16 protein-coding genes are annotated in these 17083 nt (G+C 67.4%); 5 read left to right on the top strand and 11 right to left on the bottom strand.

Annotated elements, in window-relative coordinates; translation table 11 throughout:
• The first annotated feature begins 99 nt into the window (after window positions 1-99).
• The gene (locus tag AC3A6R_RS17010; protein ID WP_487865010.1) at window positions 100-498 is read left to right on the top strand and encodes a type II toxin-antitoxin system RelE/ParE family toxin; all 399 of its coding nucleotides are present in this window, start codon (window positions 100-102) and stop codon (window positions 496-498) included.
• A gap of 11 nt (window positions 499-509) precedes the next feature.
• A complete protein-coding gene (locus AC3A6R_RS17005; protein ID WP_487865009.1) occupies window positions 510-836 on the top strand; it encodes a HigA family addiction module antitoxin in 327 nt (108 codons plus the stop codon).
• A 23-nt stretch (window positions 837-859) separates the two neighbouring features.
• On the opposite strand, the gene AC3A6R_RS17000 is transcribed toward AC3A6R_RS17005, so the two are convergent.
• Window positions 860-1660: a 2-keto-4-pentenoate hydratase gene (locus tag AC3A6R_RS17000; protein ID WP_487865008.1), complete on the bottom strand. Its 801-nt coding sequence runs from the start codon at window positions 1658-1660 to the stop codon at window positions 860-862.
• Between the two features lie 203 nt (window positions 1661-1863).
• On the opposite strand from AC3A6R_RS17000, the gene AC3A6R_RS16995 reads away from it, so the two are divergent.
• On the top strand, window positions 1864-2886 hold the full coding sequence (locus AC3A6R_RS16995; RefSeq protein WP_487865007.1) for a tyrosine-type recombinase/integrase: 1023 nt from the start codon (window positions 1864-1866) through the stop codon (window positions 2884-2886).
• On the opposite strand, the gene AC3A6R_RS16990 is transcribed toward AC3A6R_RS16995, so the two are convergent.
• Window positions 2887-3273, bottom strand: a complete 387-nt coding sequence (locus AC3A6R_RS16990) for a YbaN family protein (RefSeq protein WP_487865006.1) — start codon at window positions 3271-3273, stop codon at window positions 2887-2889. It abuts the gene before it with no gap.
• Between the two features lie 108 nt (window positions 3274-3381).
• Here AC3A6R_RS16990 and AC3A6R_RS16985 point away from each other — a divergent pair, with 108 nt between their 5' ends.
• Window positions 3382-3735: a hypothetical protein gene (locus tag AC3A6R_RS16985; RefSeq protein WP_487865005.1), complete on the top strand. Its 354-nt coding sequence runs from the start codon at window positions 3382-3384 to the stop codon at window positions 3733-3735.
• A 29-nt stretch (window positions 3736-3764) separates the two neighbouring features.
• Here the strand turns inward: AC3A6R_RS16985 and AC3A6R_RS16980 are convergent, their stop codons facing one another.
• Both AC3A6R_RS16980 and AC3A6R_RS16975 read right to left on the bottom strand, forming a co-directional pair.
• Entirely contained in the window at window positions 3765-4583 is an 819-nt protein-coding gene (locus AC3A6R_RS16980) for a helix-turn-helix domain-containing protein (RefSeq protein ID WP_487865004.1), read from the bottom strand.
• Between the two features lie 126 nt (window positions 4584-4709).
• Window positions 4710-5423 carry a response regulator transcription factor gene (locus tag AC3A6R_RS16975; RefSeq protein ID WP_487865003.1) on the bottom strand — a complete coding sequence of 238 codons (714 nt, stop codon included), beginning with the start codon at window positions 5421-5423 and terminating at the stop codon, window positions 4710-4712.
• A 28-nt stretch (window positions 5424-5451) separates the two neighbouring features.
• Between AC3A6R_RS16975 and AC3A6R_RS16970 the strand changes: the two genes are divergently transcribed.
• Window positions 5452-7545 carry a sensor histidine kinase gene (locus AC3A6R_RS16970; RefSeq protein ID WP_487861971.1) on the top strand — a complete coding sequence of 698 codons (2094 nt, stop codon included), beginning with the start codon at window positions 5452-5454 and terminating at the stop codon, window positions 7543-7545.
• Window positions 7546-7575: 30 nt separating this feature from the next.
• On the opposite strand, the gene AC3A6R_RS16965 is transcribed toward AC3A6R_RS16970, so the two are convergent.
• The 7 genes from AC3A6R_RS16965 to AC3A6R_RS16935 form a co-directional block, all read right to left on the bottom strand.
• Window positions 7576-8433 (bottom strand): relaxase/mobilization nuclease domain-containing protein, encoded by an 858-nt coding sequence (locus tag AC3A6R_RS16965; RefSeq protein ID WP_487865002.1) that lies wholly within the window; start codon window positions 8431-8433, stop codon window positions 7576-7578.
• Complete coding sequence (locus AC3A6R_RS16960; protein ID WP_487861969.1) at window positions 8426-8707, bottom strand: hypothetical protein; 282 nt, start codon at window positions 8705-8707, stop codon at window positions 8426-8428. The genes AC3A6R_RS16965 and AC3A6R_RS16960 overlap by 8 nt, the downstream gene beginning before the upstream one ends.
• A gap of 460 nt (window positions 8708-9167) precedes the next feature.
• The gene (locus tag AC3A6R_RS16955; RefSeq protein ID WP_487861968.1) at window positions 9168-10052 is read right to left on the bottom strand and encodes an ArdC family protein; all 885 of its coding nucleotides are present in this window, start codon (window positions 10050-10052) and stop codon (window positions 9168-9170) included.
• Window positions 10053-10974: 922 nt separating this feature from the next.
• Entirely contained in the window at window positions 10975-11352 is a 378-nt protein-coding gene (locus AC3A6R_RS16950) for a hypothetical protein (protein ID WP_487865001.1), read from the bottom strand.
• 65 nt (window positions 11353-11417) lie between these two features.
• Window positions 11418-12455 carry a helix-turn-helix transcriptional regulator gene (locus AC3A6R_RS16945; protein ID WP_487861966.1) on the bottom strand — a complete coding sequence of 346 codons (1038 nt, stop codon included), beginning with the start codon at window positions 12453-12455 and terminating at the stop codon, window positions 11418-11420.
• A 131-nt stretch (window positions 12456-12586) separates the two neighbouring features.
• Window positions 12587-16396, bottom strand: coding sequence for a type VI secretion protein IcmF/TssM N-terminal domain-containing protein (locus tag AC3A6R_RS16940; protein WP_487865000.1), 3810 nt, complete (start codon window positions 16394-16396; stop codon window positions 12587-12589).
• A complete protein-coding gene (locus tag AC3A6R_RS16935) occupies window positions 16396-17082 on the bottom strand; it encodes a DotU family type IV/VI secretion system protein (RefSeq protein ID WP_487864999.1) in 687 nt (228 codons plus the stop codon). The genes AC3A6R_RS16940 and AC3A6R_RS16935 overlap by 1 nt, the downstream gene beginning before the upstream one ends.
• Window position 17083: the final 1 nt, after the last annotated feature.

Below are 17083 nucleotides of genomic sequence, written 5' to 3'. Positions count from 1 at the left end.
GGGAAACGACGCATTCATATATCGACCGCCAGCGGGCGTCCGGACAACGGGGCACTCGTCAGCGTGTCGAGCGGCACGCTGTGCCGACGGGACCGCCAGGTGATCCCCAACGTCGTGCTCTTCGCCGCAAGGCGGATGTCGAGAAGGGCCCGGCGCGTGGCGGCCTTTACACAGCGGTTCTTTGTTGATTTGTGTAGCGTTACACGCTACACTTGGAAGATGATAAGAACATGGCGCCACAAGGGGTTGGAAGCGTTCTTCCTGGCCGGCACGAAGAAGGGCATTCAACCTCATCACGCGCCAAAGCTGCGGCGCTTATTGGCGGTTCTGAATGCCGCAACAACGCCAGAAGCCGTGAACCTGCCCGGGTTCGGCTGGCACGCCCTCCATGGCGACCTGGCTGGCCACTGGGCCGTCTCGGTGAGTGGCAACTGGCGCGTGACCTACTCGTTCGAGGGCACGGATGCGATCCTGGTCGATTACCAGGACTACCACTGAAAGGAATTGCGATGGTTCATATGTTCAATCCTCCGCACCCCGGCTCGATTCTGCGTGAGGATGTACTGCCTGCATTGGGTCTGAGTGTGACGGAAGCGGCGGCGCAACTGGAGATTGCACGCCCCACGCTGTCGCGTGTGCTGAACGAGCACGCAGCGATCAGCGCCGAGATGGCGATTCGCCTGTCCGAATGGCTTGGAGGCGATGCCGGCACCTGGCTTCGCATGCAGGGCGAGTTCGACCTATGGGTCGCAAAGAAGCGACACAAGGTCAAGATCAAGAAGGCGGTGGCGGCGGTTCCCGCGGCTGAAGACGAGCGCTTTGCGCTTGCCGCCTGAGCGCCGGCAAGCCCGACAGCCTCCTACCGCAGCGTGATGTCGAGCGACTCGAAGGGCGCGTCGAATTCGGCGCGCCAGCGCTGTCCCGGCGCCAGCGGCCAGGCATCGGTCCATGTGCCGGTGGTCACCACGTCGCCGGGCTGCAATGCCGGCGCGCCCGGGCAACGCTGCAGTTCCTGGCTGAAATGGTGCAGGGCATGCAACGGACCATCGAGCACGTTGATGCCGGTGCCTTCGTCGATCAGCACGTCGCCCTGGTACAGCCGGACGCGGGTGCGGCCCAGCAGATCGTCCAGTGACTGCCCGCTACTGGCGAGACGCCTGACCGGCGTCTCGCGCCCGATGAGCAGGCGCGCATGCAATCCCCCGTCGACCACGGTGTCCGCGGCGCTGAACTTCCAGTCGGGGCAGTGCGACTGCACGATCTCGAAGCCGGGGGCCAGCCATACGATGCACTCGAAGAGCTTTTCCAGCGTGGCATCGCGCGGTGGCGTTGCGCCGATGCCGAACACGATCTCTGGCTCCAGCCGGGGCTGGCAGGTGCCTGCGAGGCCCACCTCGCTTGCACCGTCGCTCGCGCACGACAGCGACGTGTTCCAGACGGTTCCCCAGATCGGCGCATACACCGCGTAGCGCTCCCAGATGGTTCGGTTCGTGAAACCGATCTTGTAGCCCACGGGGCGCTCGCCGCGGCCCATGCGCAACGCCCGCAGCGCCAATGCCTGCTGGTAGGCAGCGTCGATGTCCGCGGCGATCGGAAGCACGCGGTCAGCGGGCCACAGGTGGCCTCGGTCGTAATGGTCGAGAACGGATAGAGGCGTCATGCGCGGCAGTCTACTGATCGACGCAGGCGGGCGGGCGCTCCTCTAAGCAGGGTGGAATCCGCAACCTGAAACCCCACTTTCAAAATACACTAACGGCAATCGGCTTGAATAAAGCACGCGCTCAACCGACACGTCGCGCAGCAATCCGTCAACCAGTGGAAAGACATACTCATCCAACATCGGTCGCCGTTAGCGTATTTTTTATGTCGTCCCTTCCACTGTTCCCCGAGCCCGCCGGCGATTCGCACCAGGCCGCCTTCGATGGCTGGCTTGCGGCCCAGCAGGCCAACGGCGCGCTGCGGCTTCCTTCGTCGGTCGCGGTCTACCGCGACATGTGGGGCAGCTTCACTGCCTGGTGCCTCGGCCAGTCGCCGGCGGTGACGCTGGCCTCGCTCGACCGCGGCGACCTGGCGGCGTTCCAGCAGGCGCGCTTCGGCATGAAGAGCGCCGACCTGTCGCTCTCGCCGCGCTATGCGCTTCGGCTGCTGCGCCTGATCGACCGCGTGCTCCGGCACCATGCCGAGGCGACCGGCCAGCGGGCGAACACCGCCGCCGCCGACTGGCTCGCGGAGCAGCCGACCGTGCGCTACGCCGATTCGGCGCGCGCCGATCCGCTGCCCGAGTTCCTCTCGCTCGCCGAGGCGAAGCAGCTCATCACCTGGCTTTCGAGCGCCCGCCCGCGGCCCGGCAGCACGGGCACGCGGCATGCGCAAAGCGCGCTGAGCTGGCAGGCACTGCGCAACCGCGTGGCCGTGGCCCTGCAGCTCGGCGCAGGGCTCGCGCCTGGCGACGTGCGCGTGCTGCGGCTCGATGCGCCGAGCTCGCAGATCGCGGGCCGCCGCGACCGGCCCTGGAAGCTCGCGGTGCCCGGCAACGGCAACTCGCCGGCGCGCGAGGCGCCGGTCGCGCCCTGGGCCGGCGAACTGCTCCAGCACTGGCTGCAAGTGCGTGCCGAAACCGGGATCGCGGGCGACTTCCTGTTTCCGGCCACGCGCACCGGCAAACCCTGGAGCAAAGAGGCGCAGTACGTCGCCGCCAGGCAGGTGCTCGAAGAGGCCGGGATCGAAGCGGTCGGCGGCGGCTCGTTCCTGCTGCGCCACACCTTCGCGCTGCGGCAATTGCGTCGCGGGGCGCGGATCGACGAGGTGGCGCGCTGGCTCGGTGTGGAACCAGAGGCGATGGGCAAGTACCAGCGCGTTCTGCAGGGCCCGGCCGACGTGGTGTGATCAGGCCTCGGGCCGTCGCCACAGCCAGAACGCCACCGCCGCCATGACCAGCGGCGCCCCGACCTTCACCGCCAGCGGCGCGCTCGTGGCCAGCAGCACGGCCGCACTCAGGCTCATCATGCCGGTGGCAGCCCATTTCGCGCGGCGCGGCACCGCCCCCGACTGCCGCCAGCGCACGATGTGTTCGCCGTAGCGCGGGTGCGCGAGCAGCCAGCGTTCCAGCGCCGGCCAGCCATGGCCGGCCGCCCAGGCGGCGGCGAGCAGGAAAGGCACCGTCGGCAGCACCGGAAGGAACACGCCGATCAGGCCGAGGGCCAGCAGCACCAGTGCGAGCAAGCGCCAGAGCAGCTTTGCGATGGCCCCATCGAGCCGCCTCAAGACGCGCACCGCCCGGGACGATGTTCCGACGCTATTTTCGACACACACATGGACGCATGGTAAATCGCCCGCGCACTCCAGATGGCCACAGCACGGTTCTCCGACACAATCGGCGCCATGAAGGAGATCGCACCTCTGCTCGACCAGGAGCCAGTCGCCGCTGCCACTGCGCGGCACGGCTCGCTGGCGCACGCCATGGCCCGCCGCGACGTGCAGCTCGACGAGGCCTTGGCCGCGGTGCGTGCCGCTGCCGAAAGCGCGGCGGTCAGTGTCGATGCCCTGATGGGCGTTGCGACGCCGGATACGCGGCTCAGGCTGGCATCCCTTGCGGCCGCGGAGTTGCCGCAGCGCACGGATTTCGTGAGCGTGGCGCAGCAACTGCAGGACATTGCCCTGCAGCTGCGCGCGATCGAGTCTTCGGTGCGCAAGGCGCTGGAGCGCCAGCGCAAGCAGGCCGAGCGGATAGGCTGAGGCGAACGCTGCGTGGTGGATGCTGCGCGTCAGGCGCCGCAGGCGCAACTGCGATGCAGCCGCCGATACGCCGCCGGCGTGCTACCGAGGCGCTCCCGGAATGCCGTCGTGAAATTCGCGGCACCCGAGAACCCGACCGCATGCGCCACTTCCTCGATGGCGAGCGGCGTCTCGACGAGCAGTCGCTGCGCGCGCAACAGCCGGGCCTCCCGCACGAATCCGGGCACGGTCCGGCCCGTGTGGACGCGGAACGCCCGCGCCAGCCGCTTCTCGTGCGTGCCCACGCGTGCGGCGAGTGTCGGCATTGGAGGCACTTTCGCAAGATCGCTCTCGATGAGCCGCTGCGCGGCCGCGGCGATCACGCGGTCCACGTCGTGAGCTGGTTGGTCTCCGGATTCCGACGGCGTGCCCGGCGCACCGACGACACCGTGCGGCACTTGCGCGCTGCGACGTGCGAGTGTGAGATGGACCGCGACGCGAACCAGCACCTCTTCGGGTTCGAAGGGCTTGAGGATGTAGTCGACGCCGCCCTCGCGCAGGCCGGTCAGCCGCTCTTCGAGCGTGGCCCCGGCGGTGAGAAAGATCACCGGAATGTGCGCCGTGGCGTGGTCCGCCTTCAGCAGCCGGCACACCTCGAAGCCGCTGGCGGCGCCCAGGTGCACGTCGAGCAGGATCAGGTCGGGCTGCAGCGCGCCGGCGCGGCGGTAGCTCTCGAGCGCGTCGAAGGCCAGGCTGATTCGGTGGCCGGCGTGGCGCAGCGATGCAAGCAGCACCTGGAGTTCCTCGACGTTGTCGTCGATGACCATGATGTGCGCACGCTCGGCGGGAGATTGAAGCCAGTAGGACATGAAGATGCGGCGCGTTGCGTGCCGCATGGTGCAAGTCCCGGTGTTTTTTTTCCTGCGCCCTGCCTGACCTTTTCTGACGGTTCCTGACCACGCGCCAGGCCCGTCCGTGCCGCTGCCCGGGGAGCGTCAGTTCGCGAGCACGTAGCCGGTGCCGCGCACCGAATGCAACGGCAGCCGCATGCCGAGCTTCGCGGCCTTGCGCCGCAGCCGGCTGGCGATCGCGTCGATGCGGTGTTCGTCGAAATCGAACACGTCGCCACCGAGCGCGCGGATCAGGTCGTCACGGCTCACTGCCGTGCCACGCTGCCCGAAAAGGCAGCCGAGAAAGGCGCGTTCGCTCGTCGTCAGCGCCATCTGCCGGCCTTCGGGATCGCCGAGAATCCAGTCGCCTTCGAGCAGCCGCCAGGCGGCGGGCTCGGGCGGCACAGGCGCTGCGTTCTCCAGCGGCGCGGCCATGAGGCGCCGTCCGACAGCGTGCAGCGTCTCGGCCAGTTCCATCATGTTCACCGGCTTCACCAGGTAGGCATCGGCACCTTCGCGCAAGCCCAGCAGCCGGTCTTCGAGCCTGCCCCGCGCGGTGACCAGCACAAGCCCGAGCCGCTGCCGCACCGCACGCAGGTGCGACACGATCGCGAGGCCGTTCTCGCCTGGCAGCCCGATGTCCACCACTGCGATGTCGCAGGGCTGAACCGCGAATGCCTTGTAGAACGACGAGGCATCGCCGAAGCCTTCCGCGTCGAAGCCGAGCTCTCCAAGCGCGAAGACGGTTTCTGCACGGATGTCTTCGTCGTCTTCGATCACATGGACGCGAAGACCGGTACGCGGGCTTGAGGATGGCATGACACGGAAAGTATAAAGTCGCGCCCCAATGCGCCTCCACGTCGAAACCATCCGGGCAGTCCCGGGCCGCCTGCTCGTTCTTCTCTGCCTGCTGCTGCTGTGGTGCTTTGCGACGCCAGCCGGCGCGCTGGTGCTGTCGGCTTCCGATGGCATCGACCGTGGCCTCGAGCTCTCCAGCGGCCTCGAGATCCAGCGCGACCCCTCGGGCCGGTGGCGCATTGCCGAGGTGGCCGGCGGCGCGCAGCAGCACGGATTCGCGCCGCTCGAAGGGCCGGTGCAGGAAGGCTTCAGCCGCGACGCGGTGTGGCTGCGATTCTCGCTGGCGCGCACGGCCGATGCGCCTGCACGATGGCTGCTGCGGGTGCGCCCGCCACGCATCCACGAAGCCACCTTGTATGCGCCCGACGGGCGCGGCGGATTCGTCGAGACGCCGCTCGGCGACGCCCGCCCTTTCGCGGCGCGCGAGATCCCCGACCACAACTTCGTGTTCCCGGTCGACCTGTCGACGGAGCCGGCCACTTATTTCCTTCGGCTGCGCAACAACGGGCCGTCCTTGCGGGCCGAGCTGGACCTGTGGCAGCCCGTCGGCTTCGAGCGCGACCGCACGGCCGACTACGCCATCATGGGCGTGCTGCTCGGCGCGGTCATGCTCGCCGTCTGCATGAACCTGATCTTCGGGGCCTGGCTGCGCGACGGGCTCTACGTCCACTACGCGCTCTACGTCCTCTGCATCGCAGCACTGTCGGTCAACCGCCAGGGGTTCGCAGCGGAGTGGTTTCTCGACCATCGCCCGGAGCGCGTCGCGCAAACTCTGCTGGCGGTCAACTGCTTCTTCAACATGGTGGGTACCGCGTTCATGTCGCGCATCTTCCAGTTCCGGCGCCATTGGCCGCCCGCTGCGCATTTTTTCAATGCAGTGGTCGTGTTCAACTTCGTCGCGTTCATGTTGGCCCTGGCCGGCCATCACGCCGCCATCGCGACCTGGGTCAGCGCGGGCAGCACCGCGTCCACGCTGTTCGGCGCCGTTTTCGTCTGCTACCTGATCTTCGTGCGACGCCAGTTCGGATACCTGCTGCCGGCCTCGGCCTTTGCGGTGGGAACGGTGCTGGGGCTCTATGGGCTGTTGAAGCTCTGGTTCGGCGACTGGGTGCCGGGCGCGCCGCCCGACCGCATCTACTGGCTCGGGACCATGGTCCACCTCATTCTGCTGAACGTGGCCGTGGCCGACCGCACGCGGCGCGCCGAGCGCGACTACCGCGCCGAGCGCGAGCGCGTGCTCGCGGTGCGGCTCGAAGCCGAACAGGCACTCGAAGGCACGGTGGCGCGGCGCACCGCCGAACTGCAGCAGGCCAACACCGCGCTGCACGAGGAAGTCGCGGCCCGCGCCCGCCTCGAAGCCCGGCTGCGCGCGTCGCTCGACGTCGAGCGGCAAGCGATCGCGCAGCAGCGCGAGTTCGTCTCGATGGTGTCGCACGAGTTCCGCACGCCGTTGACGGTGATCGACGGCGCGGCGCAGTCGCTCGACATCTCGAAGCTCGGCGCGGAGCCCGTGGTGAAGCAGCGCACCGAGCGAATCCGGCGCGCCGTGCAGCGCCTGACGATGCTGATCGAGAACATCCTGCTGGCCGACCGCCTTCAGCCCGAGAACCGGACGCTTCGCGTCGAAGCCCTCGACCTGGCAGCGCTTGCGCGCGGCCTGTGCGAGGGCTTCGACTTCCCCGGCGCTTCGCGCCTGCTGCTCGAGGTCCACGCCCCCCTGACCCAGGTGCGCGGCGACCGCGCGCTGCTCGAGATCGCGCTGCAGAACCTGATGCAGAACGCGCTGAAGTACTCGCCGCCGGAGCACCCGGTTCGCGTCGTGCTGCGGCAGACGGGCGACACCGTGCAGGTCGACGTGATCGACCGCGGGCCCGGTGTTGCACCGGCCGACGCGGACCGGATCTTCGAGAAATACTTCCGAGCCGAAACCGTGGGCGCGGTGGCGGGCACCGGCCTGGGGCTGCACCTGTCGCGCGAGATCGCGATGCGCCATGGGGGCGATGTGGTACTGCACGAGACAGGCGCCAGTGGGTCGACATTCCGCCTGGCGCTTCCTGCTGCGCCGCTCGAACGTAGCCCCTGATCGTCCGCGCGCATGCGAAAAACACCCGTGTCACCGGCTGCGGTTTTGGGGAGGGTAGGTGGAATCGTGTGTGCGGTCCCTTGGTGCACCGGGCTCGGTCCGTCGGGTATCGCTAGTCGCACAGCGTTGCGTGTTGCCGTCTGCTGCGCCCGCATCAATGCATAGCAGGCGCAGCGAGCGCGGAGCATGGTCCTCCACGCCGTCGTGGACAACCTCGCGCTGATTGCGGGCCTGCCAAGGCGTGGCAGTTGCCGCCACGCCTTGCGCCCGCATCAATGCCGCGAACTGCTGCCGCCATCGTCGCAGCGTATCCCTGCGAACACACAGTCGTTCGCCTGGTTCGTACTCCGGCTCGGATTTGACGCTCAGGTGGACATGAGGATGGGCCTGGTCCGTGTGAAGCACCATCGCATATCGGTACTTCGACGAGAAGTTCTGACGGGCAAAAGCGCGCGCAGCGGCAATCACCTTGCGCGGCGGCGTCCCATCCGGCATCGACAGCACGATATGGTGCAGCAGCTTCGCACGCGTATCCTTTCGGCCTTTCGGCGGCTTCGGCCGGTACCCGCTAGAGCACAAGTCAAGCTGCCATCCGTCGACCAGACGACTGATTGCGGAACGTCCATGCACCAGCTCGCCATCGTCCGTTTCGATGTCGAGCTTCCCGTTGCGGCCGATGTAGGTCAGGTGCGCCAACGCTCCTTCGATGTCTCTTGCGCCGCCGGATATTTTCACCACCACTTCGGGTCCATCGGGATTGGCTCCCCTCGCCAACTCGACCGCTCCGCCGCTTGACCGGCAAGTGGCGACGGGCCCGCGTCGGCCGTGGCTCACGAGGTCCAGCTCCAAGCCTGGCGTGCGGGGCAGCACCACCAGATGCCTACCCATGACCGGCTTCCCAGCTCTTGAGATTCGCCCGCACCACCGAAGCAACCGCTTCACGGACCGATTGAACGGCACGCGCGAGTTCCATCAGACCGTCCGGTGTGCAGGACGCAGATACTGGATCGTGTCGAGACAGGCGCAACATTTTCAGATTTCGGTCAATCGCGCCTAAGCGCCCAGCAAGTGCTTTGAGAGCATCGATTTCCGCAGGAGGCATGACCTGCGCGGTGCGCACGTGCGCTCGGATCAGCATCGAGAGATAGCGAGATGTCTTCATGTGCCGACTTGCGGCACGGGCTTCTGCCAACGCCCGGTCGCCAGGCCGCAACCTGAGCGTGACCCGGTCACTTGCTCTCCTGGGATCCGGCATCTCCGTCAGTACGTTGTGTGTGTCTCCAGCGAGGCTGGCACCGAGCAGCCTATCGATGGAAAGTGCAAGCAGCGCGGATTCCGTAAGCCCTTGTCTCGAGGCGAGCAAGGCAAGGGCCGCCTTGGTCTCGCGGGGGACTCGGGTTGAGACGACAGCGGGGCGTGGGGCGCAACGCATCAGGAAATCTATTGGACGTATACGATGGCTGACATCAGTCTATCCTGCCCTCATAGCAACACAAGGCCGCCACGTTCGGCATGCCGAACAGTCGAGATGCGAACATCGCATCCAGTAGCCGGAGCCGGAACGCAGGCATCGGCGACACACTTGCGCCGCCATACGCCCTAGGCAACGGAGTTCGCGAAGCTTACGGAGCGGCCAGGTCTCCTGGCTGGGCCATCGAGCGGGCGAGGATGAATTCGAACGCGTCGCCCGCATGGCGCGCAGCGGTGAAGATGGCGCTGCGATCGCCGCGCAGAACGCGCAGCCAGCTCTCTAGATAGGCCGCATGGCCTTCGATCGTCGCTTCGACCAGGCCGCAGTGCCCCAGCACGAAGGCGGCGCCGAGTTCCGCAACCAATTCCTCAAACGCATACGCACTGTCGCCGAAGCGCTGGCCGAAGCACCGACTCAGGCGGCTCGGGTGACCAGTCCAGTGGACCAATTCATGCAGCGACGTCGCGCAATACGCTTCGCCACTCGTGAAGCGCTCAGGCAGCGGCAGCCGGATCTCGTCGAGGTCCGGCAGGTACATCGCGCGCTCAAAACCATGGCGGATGGTGGGATTGCAGCCGCCAAGGAGCCGCACCGCAGCTTCCACCGGTCCGCCAGCGAATGTCTCGGGCGGTGGACCGAGTGCAGCCACCTCGCTCGGGAGCCCAGCTATTTGAGCCACGTTGAACAGCCAGAACGGCCGACACAGGAGCCGGCCCTCGAACGGCGCATGCTGCACCCGCTCATCGGCCGGCGGATCGCGATCCTCGTCCACGCGCTGGCCGCGATCTGAGAGCGCGCGCTCGAAATGCACGCACATCACAGCACGTTCTCCGCGCCTGACCTGGGCTCCCAGCGAGGCCGCCTGCTTGTAGGTCAGCCAGACGTTGGAGCTGTAGCCTTGCTCGATCGCCTCGTCCCAGAGAACCAGCACATTCGCGCCGCGATAGGCCTTGCCTGTCTTGCCGTTGCGGGGCATTCCGCGGCCGGCTGCCCGCAGCCAACGTTCGCGAAAAACATGGCCGCCCTTCTCGAGCATGGCAATGATCCGGTCCGTGAGGATCTGGCGCGGGTCCTTGCGACCGATGGATCCATACTTCGATGCCCGATTGCTCCCGAGCGCTGCTTTTGGTGAGCCCTCGGGGGGTACGGGGGGAACGCCCGTGGCTGCCAAGGCATCTGACCGAGATTGGCGAACGGGATTGCGTACTGCGCGCATGACTGGGCCTTTCTGCGGGGTGTGCCGCGGTGGTTGAAGATCTGCTTTCGGAGCCGCCTCGACGCATGAAGAGCGAGTGAAAGGGGCGATGTCCAGGGACCGCCCGGAAGCCGCAGCCGAGCAGCGAGAGGACCGGGTGAGGACGGTGGCGAAGCCCGAGCCCTGGACAACGGCACGCGCGAGCTATGCGTCGATCAAGAGGTGGCCCGAAGGCGGATGTGCCGCCGTACTGCCCGTCGCACAGGCCCGTGATGCGCCTCGCAGCGACATTGCCCTTGCTGCTGCCGCTTGACGTAGGCACAACGATCCGGCCTCAGGATCTTGTGCGCATGGAGCCGGCGAGAAGCGCGGCCGATGCCGTCCTTGCCGAGGAACTGACCGGTCGAGCATCCTGAACCTCCGGGCGGGCCAGTCCCTCATTTCATACGGCTTCTCGCCGCTTCACAACTTGCACTTCTCACAGGGGGGCCTTTCTTTGCCTCTCGCCATGTGGCGATGCATGGCAGCGAAATCTTCGCGTCCGTCGGTACTTCTGGAGGTACCTGCACTTGGCTTGAACCACGTACCGACAGCAAGGGAATGGCGATGCCGCTGACAGACACTTTCGTGAGGCAAGTGAAGCACAAGCGCGCCCCGACTGGCGAGCGCTACGCAGAGGGCGGCGGCATGTCTTGCGTCAATGGGTTGCCGGCAGGTACTGGCGCAAAGGCGATCGCTTCCAAGGCAAGGCCAAGACGAGTCGCTACCTTGGCGCAGCAGCGCCACCAACTCCTTGTGTGCCGGCGATCTGCTCGGGCGACCAGCATTGCGCCATCAATGCTCGAACCTTGCGCCACAGCGCGCCCTCGAAGTGGAGCTTGCACAGGCGCCGTGCCCGGCGTCGTACGCGGCGCGAGCGAGCGCCGGCCCTCACCACGTCGTAGCCACCCGCGATGCGCGGGCGCCCGATCGTGTCGAGCTCTGCATCGGCTTCGAAACCGCTGCGTCCCGACTCTCGTGTGATGGCGCTGGGAGCGCGCTGCAAGGTCCGGGCGATCGATCTGGCACGGTGGCCTTGCAGCTTCTTCCCCATGATCATCCCGCGCTCTCCGTCACTCAACTGTTCGTAGCTTCTGTTCATGGAAGCTCTCTCCTTCGGGATCGAGTGTGTTGCACTTCGAACTGGAAACCGTCCGTGTTCAGGTTTCAAGCTGACGGATCTCCGGATGGTCCGGAATCAATCGTCACGGTAGCGAAACGTGCATCCACCGCATGTTCTATTGGCATGCGCCGACGCGCCTCGCGCGCGGACATGCCGAAGCGCTGGCGAAAGAGCTTGCTGAAGACCGCCTGGTCGGAAAAGCCGCAAGCGTAGGCGATGGCGCCGATGCTCAGCTGGCCGCCTTTGGGCTGCTGCAGATAACCCAGGCTCTTGAGCAGGCGCTTTTCGCGCAGGGTCGCGTGCACGCTCATGTCCTGCGAAGAGAACAGGCGGTAGAGCTGTGCACGCGACAGCCCGGTGTCCCGTGCGATGTCGACGACGCTCAGGTCATGCCGATGCAGGTTGCTCTGGAGGAACCGGTGGACCATCTGCAGTCGATCCACGGCGGGCGCGGACCCGGCCAGATACACCGAACCGAGCAACGTCTCAGCAGTCTGGAAGATGCCTGCCAGGACCGCCTGCCGCTCATCAGATCCCAGCGCGACGCCATGGTGGCCAAAGGTACCCAGCTGAGATGCCAGGAAAGGCGCGAGCGCAAGATGGCCGATGGCCTCGATCGAGCGCGCCCTTGCCGCCGGCGCCTGGCCGATCAGCTGCACCAGCCGCGGCCTGGCGGGGCGCACGATGCTGACGCGCGCGTGGTCCCAGCGCCCACGCAACGGCTGCGCCACGTCACACAGCAATGCGCTGCCGGGCCCGAAGCGGGTTTGTATGCCGTTGCTCTGCTCGACCGTGAGCGTGCCGCGCTCGATGAGCCACAGGCAGATGTCGGCCTCTCGAGGCGCGCCGATGCATCCCAGGGTCGAGCGCATCTCCGATGCAGGCACTTCGCAATGCGCGACAGTTCCGTTGGAGTCTTCGCAAAGCACGCCATGGCCGCGCACCGCATCGTCCGATGCGAGCTCCAGGTGCATCGATCTGAAAATGTCCGTCGTGACTTCGCTGCGATGCGTGGCAGCGCTTCGGCCGGCGGCCGAGACAAAGCGCCGTCCGCCGCCGAACGCGGAAGAGGCTGCCGCCATCGACTTGTCCGAGGCCGTCGGGTCTGCCCGGAGGCCAGCGCGCGAGGCTCCTGTCATCGCGCTGGATGGCCAAACAGCAGGCATGGCAGGCGCGCTCGGAGTTCCGAAGGGTTCCATCACGGATCTTCGCGTCACGGCGCGCCGCCGGGGGCGATCAGCGCGTCGAACATCGCCTGCAGGGTCTGGGGCGACTTGCGGCGGCTGTCCAGGCTCCAGCACGCGCCCACGCGCGGCGGGACCGAAACCTGCATGAGCGGCTCGCCAGAGGCGCCCGGCGTGCGAATGTCCACCAGTGCCTGCGCCTGTCCGAGCTGCTGCGCGGCGAGGCGCTGCTTCTCGGCCGCCATCTCCACCAGATCGCGGGCGAGCTTCGTGAGCTGGGCCTGCGTCTTCAGGAGTGCGTCCTGCCCCTGCATGTCGTACCGCACGGTGATTCTGCTGACCTTCATGGCCTCGAGCCGTGCGCGACTCTGGGGGAAGTCGAGCACGCCATAGTCGCGTGTGCCGTCGCGGAACTCCCCCACGAAGTCGGCCACTCCGGTGGCACCCGCAAAACGCCGGCTCAGCGTGAGCTCGCCGAGCCGGATCTCCAGCGTGGCCTCCCCGCACGTCGCAGCGCTCCATTCGAGCTGCTCGGTCACCGGGAAGTTGTAGTTGTTGATCACGTTGGCACGCGCGGCGCAACGCAGCGTGAGCGTCGTCAGGTAGGGCTTGACCGTGGCCCCCGGATTTACGCCGGTGGGCTGCGCGGTGAGGGTCAACGGCAGTGGCACGGCGCGCAGGGTCTCGGTCTGGCGGCGGGTTTCGGCCAGGCGTGAATCGATCGCCTGCACCGCCTGGCTGGCTTCGAGCTGCTGCTTTTCGATGTCGGCCTGGCGTTTGCGTTGTGCAAGTTCGAGCTGTTGCTGGCCGACAAGCTGCTCGACGCGCTTGTTCACGGCGCCGTTGAGCAGCGGCAGGAAGTCCGGCGTCACGGGCAAGCTGTAGCCCAGCGTCTCGACCATGCTGAAGCGCGTCGCGTCGCGCCGCAGGAACGGCTTTGCAGGCCCGTCGACGAATGCCCATACGGTGCCCCGGGTGCCGAACAGCTGGTCCATGATCTGGGTCATCGAGGTGGCGCTCTGCAGCGGCCACATGACACTGGTCTCCCAATCCTTCTGCAGGACGCACGAGGCCTGCTGGTCTACATAGCGCAACAGCAGGTGCGAGGGACCGCTGGCGAGCTTCCAAACGACCGCGCTTTCGCCGCCGTCGAAGCCCGAGTCCTTGCGGAGCTCGCGCATGGCATCGGTCACGGCATGCAGGCGGGAGGAGGAAACGGCCGGGTCTCTGCCGAAAGCATGGAACTCACCCGCCAGCGCCATGGACTTGCCTTCGCCGTCGAGCGCCTCACGCATGACCGCATCCAGGCTGGCGTCGTACATCTTCAACTGCTTGCGCAGGGAGAGGTCCCGCCGCACTGTCTCGCGCCCGAGCGACAGGCTGGACGTGCTCGCCTTCAGCGCCCGGCCGCCGACCGCGTCGAGCGAACTCATCAGCGACACGGTGGCACTGTCCGCCAGCATCGCGCCGGTCCGGGTCTCGACCTGGAGCCGCCCCAGCGTGCGTGACAGCAGGAGCCAGGGCGGCAATTCCTCGTCGCGGAGCGACGCGAATTCCTGCCGCAGCCGCTCGATCAGCATCGTGTAGGGATCCTGCCGGTGGGCCACGCGCGCCAGCACGGTTCGCCAAGCGGCTTCGCTTGCGAGGAGCTGTTCGCCGGCTGGAAAGCCGATCGCGAAATGGTGCCAGGCGTTGGCACGCTGCAGCCGGTACCAGTGCTCGAAGCGCAACCTTTCACGCGCGAACCGGGGTCGATCCCGGACCGCGCTTGCCATATCGTCGAGGAACCGGTCGATGGCGCGCTGGCCCTCAAGCGTGAAGGCCACCGGCACGCGCGGGGCGGCCAGCTCGGCTGCGGCAGCCTTGGCGCTCATGCCGTCCGCGGCGCCCGCCACGGGCCGCCAAAACAGGGCCAACGTCACGTCGTCGCCCAGCAAGGCATCCGCCGGCAGGTCCAGCAGCCAGGCCAGTGGCAAAGCCCCGGCATAGGCCTCCTGCTCCAGTTGCATCTGCGAAGACGCGAGCCGGGCATCGAGGAACCCGTCCTCATCCGGATGCCAGGCAATGTAGGAGAGCCCAAGTCGCTCCAGCCGGTGGACCATCTGCGCGTCGACGCGGCGGGCCGGATCGACCGGCAGCAGACCCGGCAACCCGTCGAGATCGCTGCGCGAATCACCCGCGAGGCGCCGCTGGATGTGATGGATGCGGCGCACCAGGTTGTACGCGCGGCCCGCGCGCAACTGCTGGGTCGATATCCCGCTGTTCGGGCCCACATCCTGAAAGGCCTCGTAGTTCCCCCTCTCGATGTAGCGGCGAAAGTTGGAAACAAAACTGCGCTGGAGCTGCTGCTCGAGCTCGCCCACCTCGCTGGTCGCCACCATCCATTGGCCGACCCAGCGGTCGTTGCGCCTGTCGACCACGGCCAGTGCGTCGCTGATGCGCTCGAGCGTTCGCGCATCCTCGTCGAGCTTGCCGACGAAGCGCGCATCCAGCGGGTAGGTCTCGCGCACCAACCCAACTGTCGTGCGGTTGTGCTGGAAGGCCGCCGCCATCAGCAAGACGGCCGCAAGGCACAGGGTCACCCACGCGAGCAGCCCGAGGTGGCGCGTGGCCCGCCGCCAGTGGTTGACCAGCGCGGCTGGAAGGCCGGCGTTGCGGTCGCGCGGCAGGACGCGGCCAAAGAAGTCGTGCAGGAACAGGCCCGTATGGGTCGTGCGATGCGCGGGCACCGGCGCCAGCAGCTCTGGCAGCAGGGTCGAGACGGCGCCGCCTTGCTGCGCGCCGCTGCTGAAGAACAGGCCGCGCAGGAAGGGACTTTCCAGGTAGGGATGGTCGCTGAAGCAGGCGTCCAGAAACAGGCGCAAGCCGGCCTTCACTTGCGCGAGTTCGCTGGGGAACATCAGCAGCGCCGGCGTGGCGCCGGGCGCGCGCGCCGCCAGCTGCAGGCGCAGCAGGCCCAACCGCTCCCCGATGCGGGCGAATGCGCGGTCGACGAAGTGCTGCTCGCTGTTCGTCGCCAGATAGCCCATGGCATGGTCGAGCGCGCCGGGTTCGAGCCGCGCCGACCAATCCTCCCAACCGTACAGGTGGTCGCACTGCGTCACGAGCAGGTAGATGGGGAAGCGCCGGTCGAAGAGCCGGATCAGCTGCTCGATGCGCTCACGCAGCACCCGGCCCTCCTCGGCCAGGCCATCGCGATCGGGGTGCTGCAAACGCCGCACGTCGATCGTGAGCACCAGGCCGTTGATGCCCTCGTGCGGACGGTAGCGCGCGAGCTGGTCGAGCACCACGCTCCATTCCTCGCGGTCCTCGCGCGAGCCTTCGGCTTCCACGTAGCGGCCGGCGCAGTCGATCAGCACGGCATCGTCGAAGAACCACCAGTCGCAGTTGGCAGTCTGCAGGATCGGCGCGTTGCGGTCGACCTGTTGCAGGGGCAGGCTCAGCCGCGAGCGCGTGAGCGCCGTGGTCTTGCCGGCGCCCGAACGGCCCACCAGCATGTACCAGGGCAGCACGTCGAGCGGGTTGCCGTGGCGCCGCAGGCCCGAGCGCCGCAGCGTGTCGACGGCCATCTTCCAGCGCCGCTTGAGCACCGCCTGCGGCGCCATCGCCTCGGTGCGCAGGCGCTGGTCCATGTCGGTCCGCGCGATGGCGCTGCGCGAGCGTGCCGCCACCAGAAGGCGGCGCAAGAAGCGGTAGAGCAGGTAGAGGCCCACGGCGCCGCAGACGAAGGCCACCGCGCTCCACCATGGCCACCCGAGGTAGAGCGACACGCCCCAGCCGAGCAGCGCGAGCAACGCCAGCACGCAGGCCCAGACGATCAGTTTGCGGAGGAACTTCATCAGATCAGGGGCAAGATGGCCTGCACCTCATTGCGCAGCACCAGAAAAAAGACCAGGTACAAGCCGCAGAGCACCAGCACCGGCACCGTGAGCACCAGCACGCTCAGGCGCGAGAGCGCGAACCGCCGGCGACGCGTCGTTCCCCTGCCCTCCGGCGACTTCAGTTCGACGCCCGGGAACACCAGCGCGGCCACCTCCGCCGCGTCCAGGCCCCGCGCATTCGCCTGGGCGAGCACGCGACGCATCGCGCGAAGCCGTATGTCGGCCAGTGCGCGCCCTGCGTCGCCAGGGTCGCCATGGCCGAAGCGGCCCGTGAAGCCCATCGAGAGGCACAGCACATAGACCTCCTGCACGTCGGTCTGCGCGTCGCCAAGCCTGGCGAGCCTTTCGAAAAAGGCCACGCCCGCATTCGACACGTTGAAGAACTGCCGCTGCAGCAAATGGCGCTGCCAGCTTCCGGCGTGCGGCCAGTCGCAGGTGGACAGCGTTTCGTCGACCCAGGCCGCGACCGCGAACAGTGCACTGCGCAGGTCGTCCTCGGGCGTTCCGATGGCGAGCGCTTCCTGCTGCGCCAGCACCAGCAGCGGCTGCAGCCGCTCGGCCGTCGCCGCGGCGTCGCCGTCCGGGGCCAGAGCGAACTGGCGCACCACGGCCAACACCGGAATGAAAGCATCGACCAGTTTCACG

It is taken from the genome of Variovorax sp. Soil_C_19 (genome assembly GCF_057657255.1).
Note: the sequence above shows the minus strand (reverse complement) of the source record. Positions and strands in the feature narration are given on the sequence as shown.

Bases quoted from the DNA above. Each gene is read 5' to 3' on its own strand.
- AC3A6R_RS16940 (WP_487865000.1), bottom strand. From the start codon at position 16,396: ATGAAGTTCCTCCGCAAACTGATCGTCTGGGCCTGCGTGCTGGCGTTG.
- AC3A6R_RS16995 (WP_487865007.1), top strand. From the start codon at position 1,864: ATGTCGTCCCTTCCACTGTTCCCCGAGCCCGCCGGCGATTCGCACCAG.
- AC3A6R_RS16960 (WP_487861969.1), bottom strand. From the start codon at position 8,707: ATGAAGACATCTCGCTATCTCTCGATGCTGATCCGAGCGCACGTGCGC.
- AC3A6R_RS16985 (WP_487865005.1), top strand. From the start codon at position 3,382: ATGAAGGAGATCGCACCTCTGCTCGACCAGGAGCCAGTCGCCGCTGCC.
- AC3A6R_RS16945 (WP_487861966.1), bottom strand. From the start codon at position 12,455: ATGGCGGCAGCCTCTTCCGCGTTCGGCGGCGGACGGCGCTTTGTCTCG.
- AC3A6R_RS16970 (WP_487861971.1), top strand. From the start codon at position 5,452: ATGCGCCTCCACGTCGAAACCATCCGGGCAGTCCCGGGCCGCCTGCTC.
- AC3A6R_RS16975 (WP_487865003.1), bottom strand. From the start codon at position 5,423: ATGCCATCCTCAAGCCCGCGTACCGGTCTTCGCGTCCATGTGATCGAA.
- AC3A6R_RS16965 (WP_487865002.1), bottom strand. From the start codon at position 8,433: ATGGGTAGGCATCTGGTGGTGCTGCCCCGCACGCCAGGCTTGGAGCTG.
- AC3A6R_RS16980 (WP_487865004.1), bottom strand. From the start codon at position 4,583: ATGTCCTACTGGCTTCAATCTCCCGCCGAGCGTGCGCACATCATGGTC.
- AC3A6R_RS16955 (WP_487861968.1), bottom strand. From the start codon at position 10,052: ATGCTCGAGAAGGGCGGCCATGTTTTTCGCGAACGTTGGCTGCGGGCA.
- AC3A6R_RS16950 (WP_487865001.1), bottom strand. From the start codon at position 11,352: ATGAACAGAAGCTACGAACAGTTGAGTGACGGAGAGCGCGGGATGATC.
- AC3A6R_RS17000 (WP_487865008.1), bottom strand. From the start codon at position 1,660: ATGACGCCTCTATCCGTTCTCGACCATTACGACCGAGGCCACCTGTGG.
- AC3A6R_RS17005 (WP_487865009.1), top strand. From the start codon at position 510: ATGGTTCATATGTTCAATCCTCCGCACCCCGGCTCGATTCTGCGTGAG.